We start from the raw sequence: 17272 nt of genomic DNA on the forward strand, positions 1-17272 counted from the left end.
AGAGCCAATTTTTCACCAGTTCGATTTTGGATTTCCTCCATACGACTTATTAAAGAGTCAAATGATTGCGGAATTACGGTTGGGTATTCTGAATACTTCGCTTCATGCCTTGTTCCAACTGCTGAGAATCCTCTTTTGACCACTCTACACGTGTTATCTTTAACGCCTAGTTCGCTCATTTCGTTTCTCCTTTCGGTTTCTGAATCGTATAAAAAGGCATAAAATAACATTTCGATTACTATCCATATTTTCCCTTCTAAAGCACATTTGATTCTCCAAAAAACTTGCCGTTACTTGTGGTACGATTCACCGAGTATGATCTTTAACTAACCTGCCCGTTAGCGCAACGCGGCTGCCGATCCATGCCGGCAGCCGCGTCTTAGTTATTTATTATGCTATAGTGTCCTGTTAGTTCAATAATTGGGATTAGATTAATCCATAAATCACTTATTGAACGCCAAACTGTACATCAATTCGAGTCGTTTTTATTAAATGAGGTGATCATATGGTTTTATTTCCTTTAGATAGTAGTCATATAATTGATTAATCGAAGAACTTGAGAAGATATGACTGGCTTGTTCAATTTTCTCACGTTCCCAATCGAACCAACGAATTTCCATTAACTTTTCGATTTCTTTGTCTGTGAATCGTTTCTTTATCTCTTTAGCAGGGTTGCCGCCTACTATCGTATATGGTGGAACATCTTTTACAACAACCGATCCTGCCGCAACAATGGCACCTTCACCTATTTTTACACCAGGCATAATCATTGCATTCATGCCAATCCAGGCATCACTTTCGATGATTGTATCCCCTTTTGGTTCGTAAGAGGTTTCAATCTGCTCCACAAACGGATACACTGTAATCCATTCAGGATGATGATTGTGATTTCCACCCATTAAAATAATTACACCACTTGCAATGCATACGTAATTTCCTATAATCAATTTATCTAAAGCCCAACCATAGTCTTCGATGGGGTTAAATAACTTCCTTGATTTTTCATCTCCCCAAAGGTATCTAACGCACCCATCTTCAAAATCATGATTATCGTAATAACCAGAGTAGTAGGAGTATTCCCCTACTTGAATCATTGGGTTAGTGACAATATCCTTTAGATACTTAATTTCAGACCAGTGGTTAAACCGATGTTGTTTCATTCTTTTCCCTCGCTTCTAAGTAATATTAATCATTTTTTCACTTAGAAGCTTAATGCAGTAGCAACATTCTTAAACCGTTTCAAACGACGAACCATCGCCCTCATCCTTTTCCTATTTGATGGAGTCAGTGTAACAAACGAAACATTCGTTCGTCAAATCATACCTCACTGTCCGAACTAACCATAACATAAAAAAGTAACTAATCCGGACAACATCTTGGTTAATGAAGGTTATTATTTTCAGACGTTGAGAACAAAGTGGTTTCGCTATTCACGAAATCCAAACTTCTCTGTAACGACGATAACAAATCAACTATGTTATTTTGAGGCATAACCGGCTCAATCTCATCATTTTTCGGTGATCTGTTCGCAATTTTATTTTCAATTAATAGCCTAAGTGCATCATTGTACCTGTTGCCATATTTAGCAAATTCAAAAGGTCCTGTCATCGCATCAATCAATTGACTTAAAATTAAGATGTGATCCTCAAATATTTTGGTTTTTACCCCCGCCACTGTATTATTTATTTGCTGCATCGATCGAACCTCATCAGCATAATGTAAAATCGATAACACTATCCCATTTCCCATTGGCCTAATAGCGGCAAGATATTGTACTGAGCGCAGCGTAATGTAACCTATACCGATTTTTTTCGATTTTTGAAGACACGTGAGGAATAGCTGGAATACTTCTTCCCCTACTTCATCTGTTCCTACGAAATAGTGTTTTTTCATTTGGACAATATTTAGATCACTATTATCAATAAACTGCTCTATAACAAAGTTCTTATTAGCTTGTGGAGATATCTTCTTAAGCTCCTCGTCCGAAACCTCTACTGAGTTTCCCCCACCTAGTTCGTATACCTTTTGTATTTGATCCATTTCTACAGTGGAGTTACACGTTTGACAAAACTTTAAATGAGATATGTTATCACCACATGCTCTATGGGTTTGTTTAAGGGACAATTCTTTGTCTTCAGTAGTAGCAAACAATTTCACTGGTATTTGAAATTGCGCAATTTGTATAGTACCTTTCCACATTGCATGCATCGCGTTATTTATCTCCTTTACTCGGGTTGGTAATAATTATCTTTATTCACCTAATCGGAACAAAAAATACTCTCATGATCGGCTAAATGAGACTCTTTTATCTTCGTCATTACCAGGAAGCGTTGCAAGACCAAGTGGTAAGTGCGAATATTCCCCCTTAGCGCGCGTCGTACTTTTACAAGAACTGCATCCCCTTCCTGATCTAGATTGTACGAAGTATTATTTTAAACAAAAAAACATCGCCTAAAAGCTGGCGATGTTAATTAGTGATGCTAAGATAAATAGTTCATTTACCTAATCGGTCGATATGAGAAATATTCCATCGATGACCATTCAAATTGTAAAATTGGTAAATCTGTCTGAAGAAAACAAAGTATTAGACTGAAAAATAAAGTGTTAGTTCAGTTTATCAAGACCTAAATTTAAGAAAGTCAGATATAATAAAGGGTTAAAGTTTTTTAGTCAACGGAAATAAAACACAATCTTTAATAGTCTCACTATCGGTTAGCACCATTAACAATCGTTCTTTTGCTTGGAATAATCATTACCCCTGAAGCAGTTATTACCCCTAATATAACTAACACAGCCCCAATAATTTGAAATACCGTTATCGGTGTTCCAATAGCAAATGAAATAATCATCGTGACAACAGGAACAAGATTAAAAAATAGAGATGTTTTACTTGCCCCAAGCTCCTTCATCCCCTGATTCCACCAAAGGTAACCCAAAACACTTGTAAAGAAAGCCATAAAGGCAATTGCTCCCCATGCTCCGATCGAAATGTCTGGTAAAGAAACAGGATTTGAAGTAAATAAGGAAACCACTATTAAACTAGCAGCACCGATAATCATCGTATAAGTGGTGGTAGATAGCGGAGTAGCGTCCTTTAGAAAACGACGTCCAAGTACACTGTAAAGTGCCCAACAAACGTTACCTGCAAAGATTATTAAATCCCCGCCTGAAATGGATAGCGTTTTTATCGTCTCAATAGAACCTTGTGTAATAACTAACATAACACCTATAAAGGCAAAGAATATACCGGTTACTTGCTTTTTTGTAATACTATCTTTTAATATCATTCGTGCGAAAACCATCGTTAATAATGGATTCAGTCCCATGATTAATGCCCCATTAACAGGAGATGTATAATTCAAACCTACAAAAAACAAAGCATTAAATCCGAAGATTCCTACTACTCCAAGAACAATATAGGAGATGGCATTCTTTTTTAATTGACTTGTCTTGATACCTTCAGAAAAAATCAAAATGATTAGCATGACCACTGCGGCTAAGCCGAAACGCCATGCCGCAGCAGATGATGGGGAAAAATATCCAACTGTATATTTTGCAAGATGAAAGGTAGCTCCCGTAAAAATGGAGAAGCCGATTAACATCAGATATATTTTCAAATGCTTCATTCGGTTTCCACTTCCTCTTTCAGGATGGAATAATAGGTATCCAGTTTTTCCTTCGTTGTTGAGATCACTTCTTCAAGTTCTCTCTTTTTAACTTCCATTTTCTCCAAATGCTTTGTTAAAATCTCGATCCGTTTATTGATAGAAGGAGTCAGTTGCGACGATTTCACATCGGAATTGATTTTTTCCAAAATACAACCGTCCTGAATAAACTCATGAACATCCTCTAGAGACATTCCGGTTTCTTTTAAACTTTTGAGGAACATCAAGAATCGAATATCCGTTTCTGTATAGAACCGCCTTCCGCCGTTTTGTCTTTTGGGTGGGGGAAGTAGCCCAAGCTTTTCGTAATATCTTAATGTATATGAACTAATACCGGACATCTCAGCAGCTTCACTAATGGAATACAATAACATCATCCCTCTCTTTGGATTAATGTTAGTTTACAACTTAGAGTTAACTCTAAGTCAAGTACATAAAAAAACCTGCACCGATAATTACGGAATGCAGGTTCATGTATTATTTCTCTACTGCTTTTTCAAAATAAACGATTTGAGATATTCGAATGTGATGCAGCTTTCCATCAACTACAAGGGCCACGTGATCAATGAAGACATCACCCAAAGTACCTACCAATTTGCCAACAGTTGTCGTGATGACAATCATTAATCCTATGTGCTGGGTCAAATGCTCGATGAATTTGGGCTCCACAGCTGTCGTATACATAACCCAATTCGGCAATACCAAATTTTCCTTGCACTGTACTTCCCCATTCCGATAATATGGCGGAGCTGGGAATGTGGCATAGGCTTGCGGATAGCCATAGTACACACTACTATTCATGTGTTGCATACCCCTTTGTCATTAATTAGAGATCATATCTATAACATATGACAGCTGCCTATGTGGTGTTCCTTTACTATTTATTCACCCGTAACCAGAGCGATCGAAAATCCATCATACCCCTTGCTGCCTACCGTCTGAATTGCCGTAGCACTTACACGAGGTTCAGATGCAATAAGGTCAAAAAATTGTCTTACACCCTGCACATTCGGATCCTTACTCTCTTCATTCACTACCGCCCCATCACGTACTACATTATCACCGATAATCATACTTCCCACACGTGAAAGCTTAAGTGCATAGTCAAAATAAGAAGGGTTATTAGGTTTATCCGCATCAATAAAGATCATATCAAATCGCAAGTTCTCAGCGACAAGTTCCTTCAAGGAATCAAGCGCATACCCCACTCGAACTTCCACGACATCAGATAATCCAGCGCGTGCAATATTCGCCTTGGCGATCTCGGCGTGTTTTGGGTCATATTCTAAAGTAATTAAGCGACCATTAGCAGGCAATGCTCTTGCAAGCCAAATCGTGCTGTAACCACCTAACGTTCCAATTTCTAAGATTGTACTTGCACCTTGGATTCTTGCTAACAAATGCAGCAGCTTGCCTTGATTCGGAGCAACATCATGCGCTGGCAAACCCGCTTCTGCATTGTGCTTCAACACTTCATCCAACACAGGATCTTTTTTAATAAGTTGATCCGTGAAATACTGATCGACATCTGTCCAACTTTGACTTTGCTGTTTACTTGAGCCAGATAATTCGTATGAGTTATGTTCAGTAGGATTCATTTAGATACACCCTTTCAAATAGATAATCTTTCATTTCGCCTATGATTATTGAAACTTTTTAAATCCAATAGCATTAACAGGTCCTTGAAAAGTTAAATTAAAGATAATTGTTGCTATTTCCTCAGGTGATTGTTTCATGCCCGTGTTTAGCCAGTGTAGGATGGATCCAACATGAGCTGAAATGATATAGGCCATAAAAACATCAATAGGTACATGAAACGTTCCCTCACCAAATATGGCACGTACATTTTCCACTATATTTTTTTCCAATATCGTTTTTATTTTTTCTTGAAACGACAAATCTCCTTTGGGTCCTAAAATGACCTTCAAAAATGCAGCATTATCTCGGAAATATTCAGCTAATTTAATCACAAACGGAAACGGCTTATTGTCCGAATACAAGTTATTCAACTCTTTAGGAGTTAACCTCCTTATACTTTTACTTATTTCTTCTATTTTTTGTATAATTTCTTCTTCACTTTTTTCCAACAAATCGTACTTATCACGGTAATGCAAATAAAATGTGCTTCGATTAATATTCGCTTTGTCTGTTATATTCTTTACGGTCACAGCATCAAAACCTATTTCATCAATCAGCTCTGTAAAAACATTTTTAATTGCAATTCTAGTCTTCGCTATGCGCCTGTCCATTTTTTCTTGATCCATTTATTTTCTCCTTAAAATAATTCCAATTAATCTACACGAAATGATGAAATGTTGTTTATTAATCATTTTTAAATTTATTGATGGTGGTTTAACTTTCACCTAATAAATATAATATACACGAAGAAGATTAATAAACACAGTGTTAATTATTTTGTAGGATTAGGAGGAAAAAAATGAGTATTTTAAAAAACAAACTAATAATTGTAGCTCCCATCATAGCAATTATCATCACTTGTATTTTTGCCGTTGTACAAATCCCAGGGGCTAAACAAGCTCCTAAGAATGTTCCCTTAGCAATCGTAAATGAAGATCTTGGCGTCGATATCCCTAATCAAGGAAAGATGAATTTCGGGGCAACATTAGTTGATATGCTTAATCAACCAATGAAGGAAACTAGTGGTGAAGCTGAGCCTGCTGTTAAGTGGATTGCTGTCGCTAGTTATCAAGAAGCCAAACAAGGAATGGATGATAAGGAGTACTATGGGGCTCTTGTAATTCCTGAAGACTATAGTGTCAAACAAGCTTCATTACAAACATCTACACCATCATCACCAGAACTGAAAATCTATGTCAATCAAGGGAAAAATGCCACTGCATCAAATGCGGTTACTCAAATTTTAAATGGAATTGTTGATAACATTAACCATAAGGTGAGTGGTCAGCTTATAGAGGGACTTAAAGCACATAGTGGAAACTTAACAATAGAACAAGCATCCGTTTTAGCTTCTCCAATTACCAAAACCGTAACTTACCTCAATGAAACACGTACCATGGGAATGGCCCCAATGGCTTTATTTCAACCTATTTGGATGGGAAGTTTAATGGCTGCCATGCTTTTATGGGTATCGCAAAAAAAGATGGCATACACCTCTAAAAAGAACAAAATGGTTACTATCTCAATTCAAGTTGTAATAGCTGCTATTGCGTCACTTCTTATTGGTTTTGGATTGACTTGGTTAGCTGATGGCATGCTAGGGTATGATATTGCTAGTTTCTCTGACACCGCCATTTTCTTAACCATTACGAGTTTCAGTTTTGTTCTAATGATTGAAGCTGTTCTCATGTGGATCGGACTGGCTGGTATGCCGATATTTGTCTTATTGCTATTCTTTGGCGCACCCTTATTATCGATGGCACCCGAATTTATGCCTTCCTTCTATAAAGATTGGATTTTCTCGTGGTTACCTATGCGAATTATGGTAGAAGGACTTCAAGATTTATTCTTCTTCGGTAAAGGATTAACTTGGAGTGGCCCGATCAGTACATTAGTCTGGATTGGTTTAGGAAGTCTTATTGTCTTATTCCTTGCTACGCTTAAACCGCAGCGAGTAAATAGCAGTAACGGACATAAGGCTGTACAAGAAATATAAATTATAAAAAAACAGAGATATTTCAGTTTAAGACTGAGTATCTCTGTTTTTTATCACCGCATCTGACAAACCTGTTAAGTCGGCACTGACATTTTGAAGCAACGGATTCTTTGTGAGTAAATTGGTGATTTTCGTATCAATCTTCAATTGTTCTGACGATAAAGGCCGGTTTTTTTTGATGTCCATGAAAAGCAAAAGCAGCTGGTCATCCGGCCTATGTACGGCGTAATTCGCGACAATTTCCAATTCTGTTAACGAAGGCTCGTCTACATCATGGTCTTTATGCCAAGATTGAAAACGTTCAATCATGCGATTGTAGTCTTTTCGAAGAACATATGGGATCATATCAGGCATTTTCAACAGTAAATACTTTAGCGCTTCTTTTTTAATGAAAGTAGATAGGTGCGGATAGATGGCTACAAGTATTTGGGCGGTCATTTCAGCGCTGCTCAGGGTCTGGTATTTTTCTTGTGCGAGAAGCCATTTGTTAATTGGCGTGCGCAGTTTTAAATCAAGCTCTTCATCAGGAATAACTCTCTGCTCAAACAATTCCTTGGTTTTTTGGTGGGTTACTAAATCACATAGGCTTTGCAGTTTGGCATGGTCCGACAAGGATGCGTGAAGTACAACGTCAATCGTGTCGATGATTCCGTTATAGTAGACAAGCTGAAGATATCGGTGGTTCTGCGGGCTGATTGCTCCGCACTTGTCAATCAGAAACACACGTGCTGTATCGTCTAGTATACGATCACAAGTAATACGGGTATCGTCCAACTGATACGAGGAAGATTGCGGATAAACATAGTATTTGTGTAATGAGTCTGCAAGGATGCCGACACGGCTGGCATTACGGAAATTTTCAATTGCAAACAGGGTATCATACCCGTAGTGCATACTTGGCATATGTGAAAAATCAAATTTGCGTAAAACCGACACTTTGTAAAGTTTACACCATACTGTCCGCATAAACTGATGATACGCAGTAAAATAGGCGTTAAACATTTCTGGTCTATCTAAAATGAGGCTATGATCCAATTTGCGAATACCAATCAGATTCTTGTTTGTCTCATCAATAAAATCATGTCCACAAGCAACGACATCGAGATCGTCATTCGATATAAACCGTACCATACTCGTCAAGAAATTCGGTTTGTATTCATCGTCCGCATCGAAAAAACAGAGATAATCGGAGTCATTATAATTCTGGATAATTTCTGTCCAACTATTTCCCTTTTCGTGAACATGATTCTGCTTGTTTCTAAGCGCAATAATACGCGAATCTTTGGACGCATATTGTTTGATGATTTTGCTTGTTCCGTCTGTCGAAGCATTATCCAATAAATACCAGACCCAATTCTGCTCAGTCTGGGCAAGCACGCTTTCAATCGCACGCGCTATCGTTTTTTCCGCATTATACGCGTAGGTGTAAAAAATACACTTTTTCATGCAACATCATCCCTTTAGTATTTAAAAATATTTTCATAAATTCGCGGGATTCTTCCTTGCTTCTATAAATTATGTGCGTATATACAGAATGTTTCTTCGTTCATAAAGAACGGCTTCACTTATCAGCTAAGTAATTCATCATATTATTTAGTTGCTTCTCATAGCCAGTAAAACGATTAGATATGATGTTATCACACATGCTTTGCATAAAAGCCCGTAAAGATTGTTCAATATCTTGGGCAATTTCCGGTGCACGTTGGGTGAGATATTCTGCCCGTGTTTGATACATCGCCAAATACTCATCAAGCAACTCCGGCGTCATCTGCTTGTTGTGTATAAACGCCGTCATGTTGGACGCGTGTTTCCTGAAAACATACATCGCGATATTCCACACAGCTATTCGCCCCGCCCGCTCAAATACCTTGTAGATCACGTGAATGTCGTCTACCAGCACATTGTCCGGGAATGATAAGCCCTCCCACAAACTGCGCCGAAAGAGCTTGGTCGGCGGCGCGGCATTGTAAAGCCGACGGTTTAATAACTCTCTTAATCCTTGCAATCGGTCAACAACGAACCACTCATTGCAAATGAAGTAGGGCTCCATCCTGTCCCCGAAATCGTTATAGCTACCGCACATGGCAATATCGGCATTCTCTTCGCGTGCAAGATCGACGAGAAACGAGAGCATCGATGGCTCGCATCGGTCATCATCATCCACAAATAGAACATATTCGCCCGTAGCGGCAGCAAGACCGCTGTTGCGTCCAAACGATGCACCTATGTTGTGCGGAATAGTTACTAGTTTCACCCTCGCATCCGCTTCCGCGTAAGCCGCACAGAGCTCTGCTGTACCGTCGATTGAACCATTGTTGACTAGAATCAGCTCATAATCACCGAATGTCTGATTTCGCAAGGAGTCCAGCATGACTGGCAGATACTGCTCACGATTGTATGTCACCAATATAACGCTAATAGACGGCATAGGCAGGACACCTCCAGACGTTAAAATTCGACGATAAGCAAATCGCTTTCGTCAATACCAAGCGCGATAAACTGACTCCTGAGTTCTTCCCGCACATTTGGGTATCCGGATCCAATCAGGATCGTTAATGGCTTGTCACCAGCTATTTTCGTTACAGCGGCAGGAAGGCGAACAGGAATGCCATCAGCTAACATTCCGTTTTTTTGTACATCGTTGTCAAAGAAACCAGAAAGAGAAATCCCCTTTGCCTCAAAAGCAGTCTTCAAAAACAAACCAATTTGACCAGTCGGAGCCAAATAGATATCTCCCCTCTTTGCTAAAACCCTCCTGGCCATTTGCTCAACTTTGTTCAAGCATTGTTCCCGCAAACGGGCAAGGCCTGTCGCAGCGCCCTCTGATAACAGCGTATCCACTACAGAACAGTCGTGGTCCTCCGAGGACGTGGCCATACCTCTGAGATCTTTTTGCTTCAAACATTTATCTATCTCGGTGGCGATTTCGGTTATTTGCTCATTGCTCACGGTGCATAGCGCAGCAATAAGTTGGTGCCGAAAATGCTCCATATAGACGCGGACAAAGCCGCGCTCTTGTTCCGTTGTGGCTTTGCACCGCATCAACCACGTCAAAGAGAGCAAAAGCTTGCAGCACTCCGAAACATTCTTCGACGCGTTTATCCTTGAAATAGATGACGAACGCACACGGTACAAGTAAACCAATGTGTCAACGTAGTGTACCGAGCGCGCCGAGAGCAAAGTACGGACAGATACGTAGACATCATGATAAATATTTGCTGGCGGCTTTGAACGTTTTACGGGCGCACGATAATACTCCCGTAATTTTCGCGAAAAAATCAGCCGCCATGTTGCTACATTAAACGGCTGTGCTTCGGTCAGGTATTCAAGTGCTTCATCCTTATCGCGCCCGTTAATGCGTTCGGCTTGATAAGATTTATCAGTAAAATTGATGACACTTTCCTCTAAAATTGTACTGAACCGCCCGAAAAGCACATCGGGAGCATGGCTTCGTAATATATTCTCGATTTCGCTATACGCGCCCGGAGCCAACATATCGTCGCCATCTACATAATGAATGTATTGCCCACGCGCTTTTTGGGTACCGTAAATGACCGCCCTGCCGATAACCGGCTCACCGGTCAGCGCATAATATCGGATCTGTTTATGGTTCGCTGCGTATTCTCTGCAAATGGCATCGCTGCCGTCAGTAGAGTTGTTATTGACCAATACGATCTCATAATCATCAAAGGGCTGAGTAATGATGCTGTCCAAACATGCAACAATATAACGCTCTAGATTGTGTACGCTTACGACAAAGCTTACAAGCGGCCTCTCCCCAAATATCCGCAAATTTACACCTCATTTATGCCGTTTATCTTTAAGTACATTAAATACCGTTCTACCCCTGTCCGCGTATCCACGGAAGGTGTGTAATTCAGTACGGTTTTTATTTTGCTCAAATCCGGACAGCGGCGCTGTGGGTTGTCCGTATTGTAATGTTTATCCGCATGCTCACGAAATAGGATGCTCCCGTTATATCCAAAGATGGAATTCCCGACGGAACGGTATATCTCCGCTAATTCCCGAATCGTCATTTCTTCCACGTCATTACCGATATTGAAGATGTCGTATTGCGCGTATAACGCGCATTTTAGCGACGCGAGCGTCGTATCTGAAGCGTAACAGAACGTACGGGTCGCTTTGCCATCGCTGTACAAGACAATCGGTTCGTTCCGCAAAATATTCATCGCAAAATCCGCCGGGGCGCGTTTATCGTTTGTTCGCAGGCCGGGTCCGAAGCTGTTGAACGGGCGCAACACGGTCACCGGGAAGCCTTTCTGATGATGAAAATTGTAACAGAGCGTTTCGGCGTACCGCTTTGATTCATCATAGCAGGAGCGCGGGCCGGAGCTGTTAACGTTGCCCCAATAGCTTTCTGGCGTCGGCACCATTGTAGGATCAGGATCGCCATAAACCTCGCTGGTGGAGTAAAACAACAAATTAAAAATGCCTCTGTCGCCGTAAAAGTCAAACAAACGCCGTAGCCCGATAACGTCGGCATCCATCGTTTCGATTGGATGCAATCGATAGTAAACAGGAGACGCCAGCGACGCCATATGAAAAATAAGATCTGCATCGCCTGCAAACGACAAATTCTCCCGAGTGACGTCGCCCTCGCGCACCGTAAACAGAGGGTGATCTTCTATTGCGTGGACCCACTTGGGCTTTCCGAATATATAGTTATCTAGCACATATATGCGTTTCACACCAAGAGTCTGCCCGTACTCCGCAAAAAACTGCACCAGCATAAACCCAAGGGAGCCAGCAAAGCCCGTTATGAATATGCTCCTGCCTGACAGTGCACTGCACTCGCGCTCTGTTAGTCCATCCGCGATACGCCGCAAGTCCTCTGATAGAATTTTATTTTCCGTCATATTGTTCACTTTTCCTTATCCTAAGAAATATCTACAATCGACGAAGCGTGTGTCCGGAAAGGTCTTATCAATTCCTTGGAATTCATCCCAGGCAGTTACAAGTGCGACCGTGCCGCAAGTTTCGCATACCTCATTTGCTGACGCGCAATAGGTGATGGAAAGTCTGTACGTGTTGTGAAATTCCTGCATGGCAAGTGGGTCATAGGCGTAGATGCTAACATAACCGCCCTGTACCAGCGCGCCGATGATCTTCGCAGCTGGGCTGTCACGAACGTCATCAGAGCCCCGTTTGAACGACAGGCCGAGTATTCCGATTTTCTCGGTTTTCTCGCCTGCCGCACGGGCGATTTTTCGAGCAGTCAGTTCCGGCATTTCGTTATTAAGGGAAATTACACCTTCCAGTATTCGCGGCGTGAATCCCCGGTTTAGCGCGACAGCGTCAAGGGCAGCTATGTCTTTGGGCAGGCAATAACCGCCATATCCGCAGCCCGGATATATGTAGGTGTTGATTCCTGCGCCGGCAAGCCGTCTGTCCTCATGCAGAATGCGAAACGCCCTTGCCGTTTCGATACCATCGACCGCATCTGCAAGTAGAGCCATCTCATTCGAGTAGCTGATCAGCGCTGCAAGCAAAGAGTTTGATAAATATTTAATAAACTCAGCTGTGTTAGGCTCTACATAATGAAGCGGTGCGCCAAACAGCTTATAGAGCTCCGCGAGCACGTTCTTTGCTGCATCGTCAGTCACACCGCAGACAATTCTGTCAGGGTTCATAAAATCATCCCAGCACTTGCCCTCACGCAAAAACTCCGGGTTTACCGCAACGGGATTACCCGCTCCCTTCGCCCTGACATACGGCGTGACTCGTTCGTTAAGCGTTCCCGGCGGAATCGTGGATTTCACGACAAGCACACAGACTTCGGAGACTGTTTCAAGAACACTATCAATCGCTAATAGCAATTGTGCCAAATCCGCGCTACCGTCAGGCAGCCCCGGCGTTCCAACGCAAAAAAAACAGATGTCGCTCTGATCCGCTGCATCTATCGCACTGTCCGCTAAGATGAATGTTTTGCCGAGATTTCGAGCAAGCGCATCGTCTAGTCCTGGCTCGAAAAACGGGACTTTTCCGCCGGCTATCTCTGCACAGCGCTCTTGGTTAATGTCATATCCGCGCACAGAATAACCTTTGTCCGCAAAACCAAGCGCAGTAGTCAGTCCGACAAATCCAAGTCCGAATACGGCGATACGCATTTCCTCCCGCCTCCTTTAATCCACCCACACTTTCCACTTCGCATTGCCGCTCGCCCAATCAGCTTCGAGGGCGCCTTTATCCCGAGCCGTATCCATGCATGCCCAGAATTTGTTATGCTTATATACTCCAAGCTTGCCATCTGCGCTCAAGCGCTCAAGCGGGCTGCGCTCAAAAATCGTTGAATCTCCATCTATATATTCAAAGACTTCAGGCTCCATCACCATGAACCCTGCGTTTATCCAAGCACCGTCTTCCTGCACTTTTTCGTGAAAACCAGTTATTGTCCCATCAAGGTCATTGATGTTGAGAACGCCAAACCGCCCGCCTGGTTGAATCGCCGATAAGGTGACGGTTTTTCCTAACTTTTCATGCGTTTGTACCAGTTTGGTTAAATCAATGTCACTGACTCCGTCACCGTAGGTCATCATAAACCGCTCATTACCGATATAGGGCGCAATGCGCTTAAGACGTCCGCCGGTCTGTGTGAACAGCCCCGTATCCACGACGGTGACTTTCCATGGCTCCACGACATTCGCGTGTACAATCATCTTGTTCTCAGCTGTAAAGTCAAATGTCATATCGCTGCGATGTATATAATAATTGGCGAAGTATTCTTTAATCATATATCCCTTGTATCCACAGCAAATGATGAATTCGTTGAAGCCGTAATGAGAGTAAATCTTCATAATATGCCACATAATCGGCGCGTCTCCGATTTCAATCATCGGCTTAGGTCGTAAATGCGATTCTTCACTTATGCGGGTACCGAATCCTCCCGCGAGAATGACTACTTTCATATAAACCTTCATTCTGGCTTTGTCAGCACAAATCCTAATGAAAGAAGAGCGCCAATCCACCCAAATAGTTGATATTAAAAATAATATGCCGATGAATATGCTTGGGTGCTTGCACCTCATACACGCTCCTTAATTTACAAAAAAAGTCCCGATGAAAAAATATCATCAGGACTTTGTATAGCCTTATTTAAATGTATCGCTCATCCATTTAGAAAATCTATCCTTCTCTTCAAATTGTGGATAATGAGCTGACTCCTCGAAAGAAATGAACTCCTTGTGATCCCCTTCAATCATATCAAAATATTTTTTTGCTGCATTAGATGATGCCATAGCGTCGTATTTACCCATTACAAAATAAAATGGTAAATCAAGCTTTGTGACTATATTAGGTAGTGGCTTATCAAGAACCTCTTTTACAAGCTGTGCTTGTGTCTTAAATCCATTGTTATAGCGAATTAAATCTAACAGATTATATTCACTACTTAATAGCATCTCAAGTATATTGCCATCCGGTATATTAATAAGTCTTGAAGCGCCGCCGTATTTCCCTACATAATTTCTTGGAGCTACTGCCTCTCCATTATGTACTTTTTCAGCGAGCCCCTCTAAATACTTCACATCTTCTGTATTTCCGGCTTTTTTGGCTTCATTTATTGTGTAATTCAAATTATCAATTTCACTTTCTTGCATATTACCCAATTGACCAATCCCAATATAGGTTTCATATTTTTCTGGTGCTTTATAAGCAGCCATTGTTCCTAAATATGTACCGTAAGAATGACTTAATAAGATCACTTTCTCTTTACCTAATCGTTTCGAAATATAATCGGTAAGTTCTAATAAATCATCCACAAGTACATCTGCCGTTAAATTAGAATAATCCTCATTAAAATGATATGATTTACCGCTTCCTCTTTGATCGTAATTAACGATAGTGAAATCCTTTTCTAACAAGTTTTGGTACTCAGCTGCATAAGGAATTTCGGGACACGCCGGCCCCCCGTGTACATTAATAATGACCGGGTTATTTAGATCACGACCTCTAATCATGATTTGCTGTTTCGTACCATTGATCTCAACTTGTTCTAGAACACTAATACTGTTATCCCCTTTTATACTCGAAGTCCATGTGGGCCTGAAAAAAGCGATTACCAGTATGATAATAATGAATACACCGACATATTTTATTAATCTCTTTAAGTTTTTCATCTAATCCCTCCTTACCCAATACTCTACAATTGAAAAGTAATATACTGTAGTGCCGGTAAGTCACTAAAAAGTCATAAAAAAAGAGTGAAGACAAAGTCGATTTAACTTCATCTACACTCTCTTATCTTTTATAAGACTCTCTTCCATTGCTTTAGTAATAGCGGAAGATCTGTTTTTTACATTCAATTTCGAATAAATGCTAGAAACATAATTTTTCACAGTCCCCATGGATAGAAACATCTTTTCTGTAATGTCTTTATTGGACAATCCTTGGGTTAAACATTTGAGAACTTTGATTTCTTGATTATTTAAATCATAGGGATGATTCATAGCGTTATGGTCTTGATCCGAATGTGAGTTATGATTTAATTGTATTTGTCCAAACACCTCTTTTGCTAATTGCTGAGGAATGAGGGAACCTCCGTGATACACCATTTTAATTCCCTGAACTAAATATTCTGGATCAACAGCCTTTAATATATAACCCTCAGCACCAGCATTTAAGGCATTCAACACGTGAGTGACATCTTGAAAAGTAGTAAGGATGATCACTTTAATATGTGGCCACCGTTTTTTTATTTCTTCTGTCGCCTTAACCCCATCCATCACCGGCATTTGAATATCCATTAAAAGAATATCAAGGTTTTCCCTTTCGCATAAAGCAATTGCCGCTTCTCCATTTTCTGCTGTTCCAACAATCTCAATGTCAGAAATATTTTCAATCACAATTTTTAGACTTTTTCTTAGAATCTCTTGATCTTCAACGATTGCTGCTTTAATCATGATCATTAAACTTCCTTTGCCATAGGTATGCTACACGTGATCCTCATACCATTATTCAATTTAGAATCAAAGTTAACCGTACCCGCTAATGCCGATATTCGATCTTTCATGGAGCGTAAGCCAAATCCTAAATTCAATTCATTACAACCATTCCCATTGTCTTCAATAAGAACAATCAATTCTTCTTGTTTAAACGAAATATTGATTTTAATAAAAGTGGCCTGACCATGTCTTTTCGCATTTGTAAGTCCTTCTTGGATACAACGAATAATGGCAAGCTTTACTCTTTCACTGACTTTGGTCGCTTCCCCTTCAACATTCAGTTTTATATCTGTTGCCGTATGTTTCATAAAATCATCAATTAATTCTGTCACTGATTCAACAAGCGTTCGATGACTCGTTGGCGACATATGGTGAATTGTTTTTCTTACATCGTTCAAGCCATTTCGTGCTAAATCTGAAATCTCTTTTATACTTTTTTCTGCTTCTAATTTATCTGCCTTATATAGAAAAGGAAGGGCATCTAAGCTTGTTATGACCGATGTGAAAATATGACCAACTGTATCATGCAAGTCTTGCGAAACTCTATTGCGTTCTTCCTTAATCGTCAGTTCCTCAATTTTTTTTGCGTAATATTCCAAATCCTTATTTTTTTCCTCAATAGAGGCAATTAACTCTTTATTAGCTTTGTTGACAATGGTCATCCTTCCTAAACAAAACCCAATACCATAAAAAATAGTTGTGTCAATGCAGAGTTTAAAGAAATCCTGATTCGTGAAGAGACTGCCTGCCCATGTACTAGCTAATACGGCGAAAGGTCCTAACCAAATTAATGGCTTGACTTGACAGGCATAAGCAAGAGTAAGGATAGGTACAAGTAAAAAACTGTAAGTCACTGATATATCATACTGACTCGATAAGTAAATAAACAAAGAACCCGTTAACAACACCTCAGCCATTAAATAATATTGGAATTTAATAAGCCTAGGCCGATAAAATAGATGGGGTATTAGATAAGAGCAACTAGCCCATAAAAGTATAATCCACTTTTCTGA

Annotated in this window: 17 protein-coding genes; 1 reads left to right on the plus strand and 16 read right to left on the minus strand. The window is 40.5% G+C overall.

Annotation, left to right across the window (positions count from 1 at the left end; translation table 11 throughout):
- Nucleotides 1-488 precede the first annotated feature (488 nt).
- The 7 genes from E0485_RS20400 to E0485_RS20430 all read right to left on the minus strand — a co-directional run bounded on the left by E0485_RS20400 (nt 489) and on the right by E0485_RS20430 (nt 5929).
- Nucleotides 489-1160 (minus strand): CatB-related O-acetyltransferase, encoded by a 672-nt coding sequence (locus tag E0485_RS20400; RefSeq protein WP_132419925.1) that lies wholly within the window; start codon nt 1158-1160, stop codon nt 489-491.
- A 220-nt stretch (nt 1161-1380) separates the two neighbouring features.
- Nucleotides 1381-2208 carry a non-homologous end joining protein Ku gene (gene ku / locus E0485_RS20405; protein ID WP_132419926.1) on the minus strand — a complete coding sequence of 276 codons (828 nt, stop codon included), beginning with the start codon at nt 2206-2208 and terminating at the stop codon, nt 1381-1383.
- A gap of 497 nt (nt 2209-2705) precedes the next feature.
- Nucleotides 2706-3626 carry a DMT family transporter gene (locus E0485_RS20410; RefSeq protein WP_132419927.1) on the minus strand — a complete coding sequence of 307 codons (921 nt, stop codon included), beginning with the start codon at nt 3624-3626 and terminating at the stop codon, nt 2706-2708.
- Nucleotides 3623-4039 carry a MerR family transcriptional regulator gene (locus E0485_RS20415; RefSeq protein WP_132419955.1) on the minus strand — a complete coding sequence of 139 codons (417 nt, stop codon included), beginning with the start codon at nt 4037-4039 and terminating at the stop codon, nt 3623-3625. Before E0485_RS20415 ends, E0485_RS20410 begins: the two co-directional genes overlap by 4 nt.
- A 103-nt stretch (nt 4040-4142) precedes the next feature.
- Nucleotides 4143-4466 carry a DUF2642 domain-containing protein gene (locus tag E0485_RS20420; RefSeq protein WP_132419928.1) on the minus strand — a complete coding sequence of 108 codons (324 nt, stop codon included), beginning with the start codon at nt 4464-4466 and terminating at the stop codon, nt 4143-4145.
- Nucleotides 4467-4546: 80 nt separating this feature from the next.
- On the minus strand, nt 4547-5263 hold the full coding sequence (locus E0485_RS20425; protein ID WP_132419929.1) for an O-methyltransferase: 717 nt from the start codon (nt 5261-5263) through the stop codon (nt 4547-4549).
- 45 nt (nt 5264-5308) lie between these two features.
- Nucleotides 5309-5929 carry a TetR/AcrR family transcriptional regulator gene (locus tag E0485_RS20430; RefSeq protein WP_132419930.1) on the minus strand — a complete coding sequence of 207 codons (621 nt, stop codon included), beginning with the start codon at nt 5927-5929 and terminating at the stop codon, nt 5309-5311.
- A 179-nt stretch (nt 5930-6108) separates the two neighbouring features.
- Between E0485_RS20430 and E0485_RS20435 the strand changes: the two genes are divergently transcribed.
- On the plus strand, nt 6109-7299 hold the full coding sequence (locus E0485_RS20435; RefSeq protein WP_132419956.1) for a YhgE/Pip domain-containing protein: 1191 nt from the start codon (nt 6109-6111) through the stop codon (nt 7297-7299).
- 27 nt (nt 7300-7326) lie between these two features.
- On the opposite strand, the gene E0485_RS20440 is transcribed toward E0485_RS20435, so the two are convergent.
- The 9 genes from E0485_RS20440 to E0485_RS20480 form a co-directional block, all read right to left on the minus strand.
- Nucleotides 7327-8745 (minus strand): glycosyltransferase family 2 protein, encoded by a 1419-nt coding sequence (locus tag E0485_RS20440; protein WP_132419931.1) that lies wholly within the window; start codon nt 8743-8745, stop codon nt 7327-7329.
- 115 nt (nt 8746-8860) lie between these two features.
- Entirely contained in the window at nt 8861-9727 is an 867-nt protein-coding gene (locus E0485_RS20445) for a glycosyltransferase family 2 protein (RefSeq protein WP_132419932.1), read from the minus strand.
- Nucleotides 9728-9747: 20 nt separating this feature from the next.
- Entirely contained in the window at nt 9748-11091 is a 1344-nt protein-coding gene (locus E0485_RS20450; protein WP_132419933.1) for a glycosyltransferase family 2 protein, read from the minus strand.
- A 2-nt stretch (nt 11092-11093) separates the two neighbouring features.
- On the minus strand, nt 11094-12176 hold the full coding sequence (locus E0485_RS20455; RefSeq protein ID WP_132419957.1) for an NAD-dependent epimerase/dehydratase family protein: 1083 nt from the start codon (nt 12174-12176) through the stop codon (nt 11094-11096).
- Between the two features lie 15 nt (nt 12177-12191).
- On the minus strand, nt 12192-13427 hold the full coding sequence (locus E0485_RS20460) for a UDP-glucose dehydrogenase family protein (protein ID WP_132419934.1): 1236 nt from the start codon (nt 13425-13427) through the stop codon (nt 12192-12194).
- A 15-nt stretch (nt 13428-13442) separates the two neighbouring features.
- Nucleotides 13443-14225, minus strand: coding sequence for a glucose-1-phosphate cytidylyltransferase (gene rfbF, locus E0485_RS20465; protein WP_132419958.1), 783 nt, complete (start codon nt 14223-14225; stop codon nt 13443-13445).
- A 183-nt stretch (nt 14226-14408) separates the two neighbouring features.
- Nucleotides 14409-15434 carry an alpha/beta fold hydrolase gene (locus tag E0485_RS20470; protein WP_132419935.1) on the minus strand — a complete coding sequence of 342 codons (1026 nt, stop codon included), beginning with the start codon at nt 15432-15434 and terminating at the stop codon, nt 14409-14411.
- 111 nt (nt 15435-15545) lie between these two features.
- A complete protein-coding gene (locus E0485_RS20475) occupies nt 15546-16217 on the minus strand; it encodes a response regulator transcription factor (protein WP_235857653.1) in 672 nt (223 codons plus the stop codon).
- 5 nt (nt 16218-16222) lie between these two features.
- A complete protein-coding gene (locus tag E0485_RS20480) occupies nt 16223-17113 on the minus strand; it encodes a sensor histidine kinase (RefSeq protein WP_165921243.1) in 891 nt (296 codons plus the stop codon).
- Nucleotides 17114-17272 lie beyond the last annotated feature (159 nt).

The sequence above is a fragment of the Paenibacillus albiflavus genome (genome assembly GCF_004344915.1).
Taxonomy (GTDB): Bacteria; Bacillota; Bacilli; order Paenibacillales; family NBRC-103111; genus Paenibacillus_AM; species Paenibacillus_AM albiflavus.

What these genes read in the sequence shown, in the direction of transcription:
- E0485_RS20425 (WP_132419929.1), bottom strand. Translation starts at nt 5,263, where the DNA reads ATGAATCCTACTGAACATAACTCATACGAATTATCTGGCTCAAGTAAA.
- E0485_RS20470 (WP_132419935.1), bottom strand. Translation starts at nt 15,434, where the DNA reads ATGAAAAACTTAAAGAGATTAATAAAATATGTCGGTGTATTCATTATT.
- E0485_RS20415 (WP_132419955.1), bottom strand. Translation starts at nt 4,039, where the DNA reads ATGTTATTGTATTCCATTAGTGAAGCTGCTGAGATGTCCGGTATTAGT.
- E0485_RS20475 (WP_235857653.1), bottom strand. Translation starts at nt 16,217, where the DNA reads ATGATTAAAGCAGCAATCGTTGAAGATCAAGAGATTCTAAGAAAAAGT.
- E0485_RS20455 (WP_132419957.1), bottom strand. Translation starts at nt 12,176, where the DNA reads ATGACGGAAAATAAAATTCTATCAGAGGACTTGCGGCGTATCGCGGAT.
- E0485_RS20400 (WP_132419925.1), bottom strand. Translation starts at nt 1,160, where the DNA reads ATGAAACAACATCGGTTTAACCACTGGTCTGAAATTAAGTATCTAAAG.
- E0485_RS20460 (WP_132419934.1), bottom strand. Translation starts at nt 13,427, where the DNA reads ATGCGTATCGCCGTATTCGGACTTGGATTTGTCGGACTGACTACTGCG.
- E0485_RS20410 (WP_132419927.1), bottom strand. Translation starts at nt 3,626, where the DNA reads ATGAAGCATTTGAAAATATATCTGATGTTAATCGGCTTCTCCATTTTT.
- ku (WP_132419926.1), bottom strand. Translation starts at nt 2,208, where the DNA reads ATGCATGCAATGTGGAAAGGTACTATACAAATTGCGCAATTTCAAATA.
- E0485_RS20445 (WP_132419932.1), bottom strand. Translation starts at nt 9,727, where the DNA reads ATGCCGTCTATTAGCGTTATATTGGTGACATACAATCGTGAGCAGTAT.
- E0485_RS20430 (WP_132419930.1), bottom strand. Translation starts at nt 5,929, where the DNA reads ATGGATCAAGAAAAAATGGACAGGCGCATAGCGAAGACTAGAATTGCA.
- rfbF (WP_132419958.1), bottom strand. Translation starts at nt 14,225, where the DNA reads ATGAAAGTAGTCATTCTCGCGGGAGGATTCGGTACCCGCATAAGTGAA.
- E0485_RS20440 (WP_132419931.1), bottom strand. Translation starts at nt 8,745, where the DNA reads ATGAAAAAGTGTATTTTTTACACCTACGCGTATAATGCGGAAAAAACG.
- E0485_RS20420 (WP_132419928.1), bottom strand. Translation starts at nt 4,466, where the DNA reads ATGAATAGTAGTGTGTACTATGGCTATCCGCAAGCCTATGCCACATTC.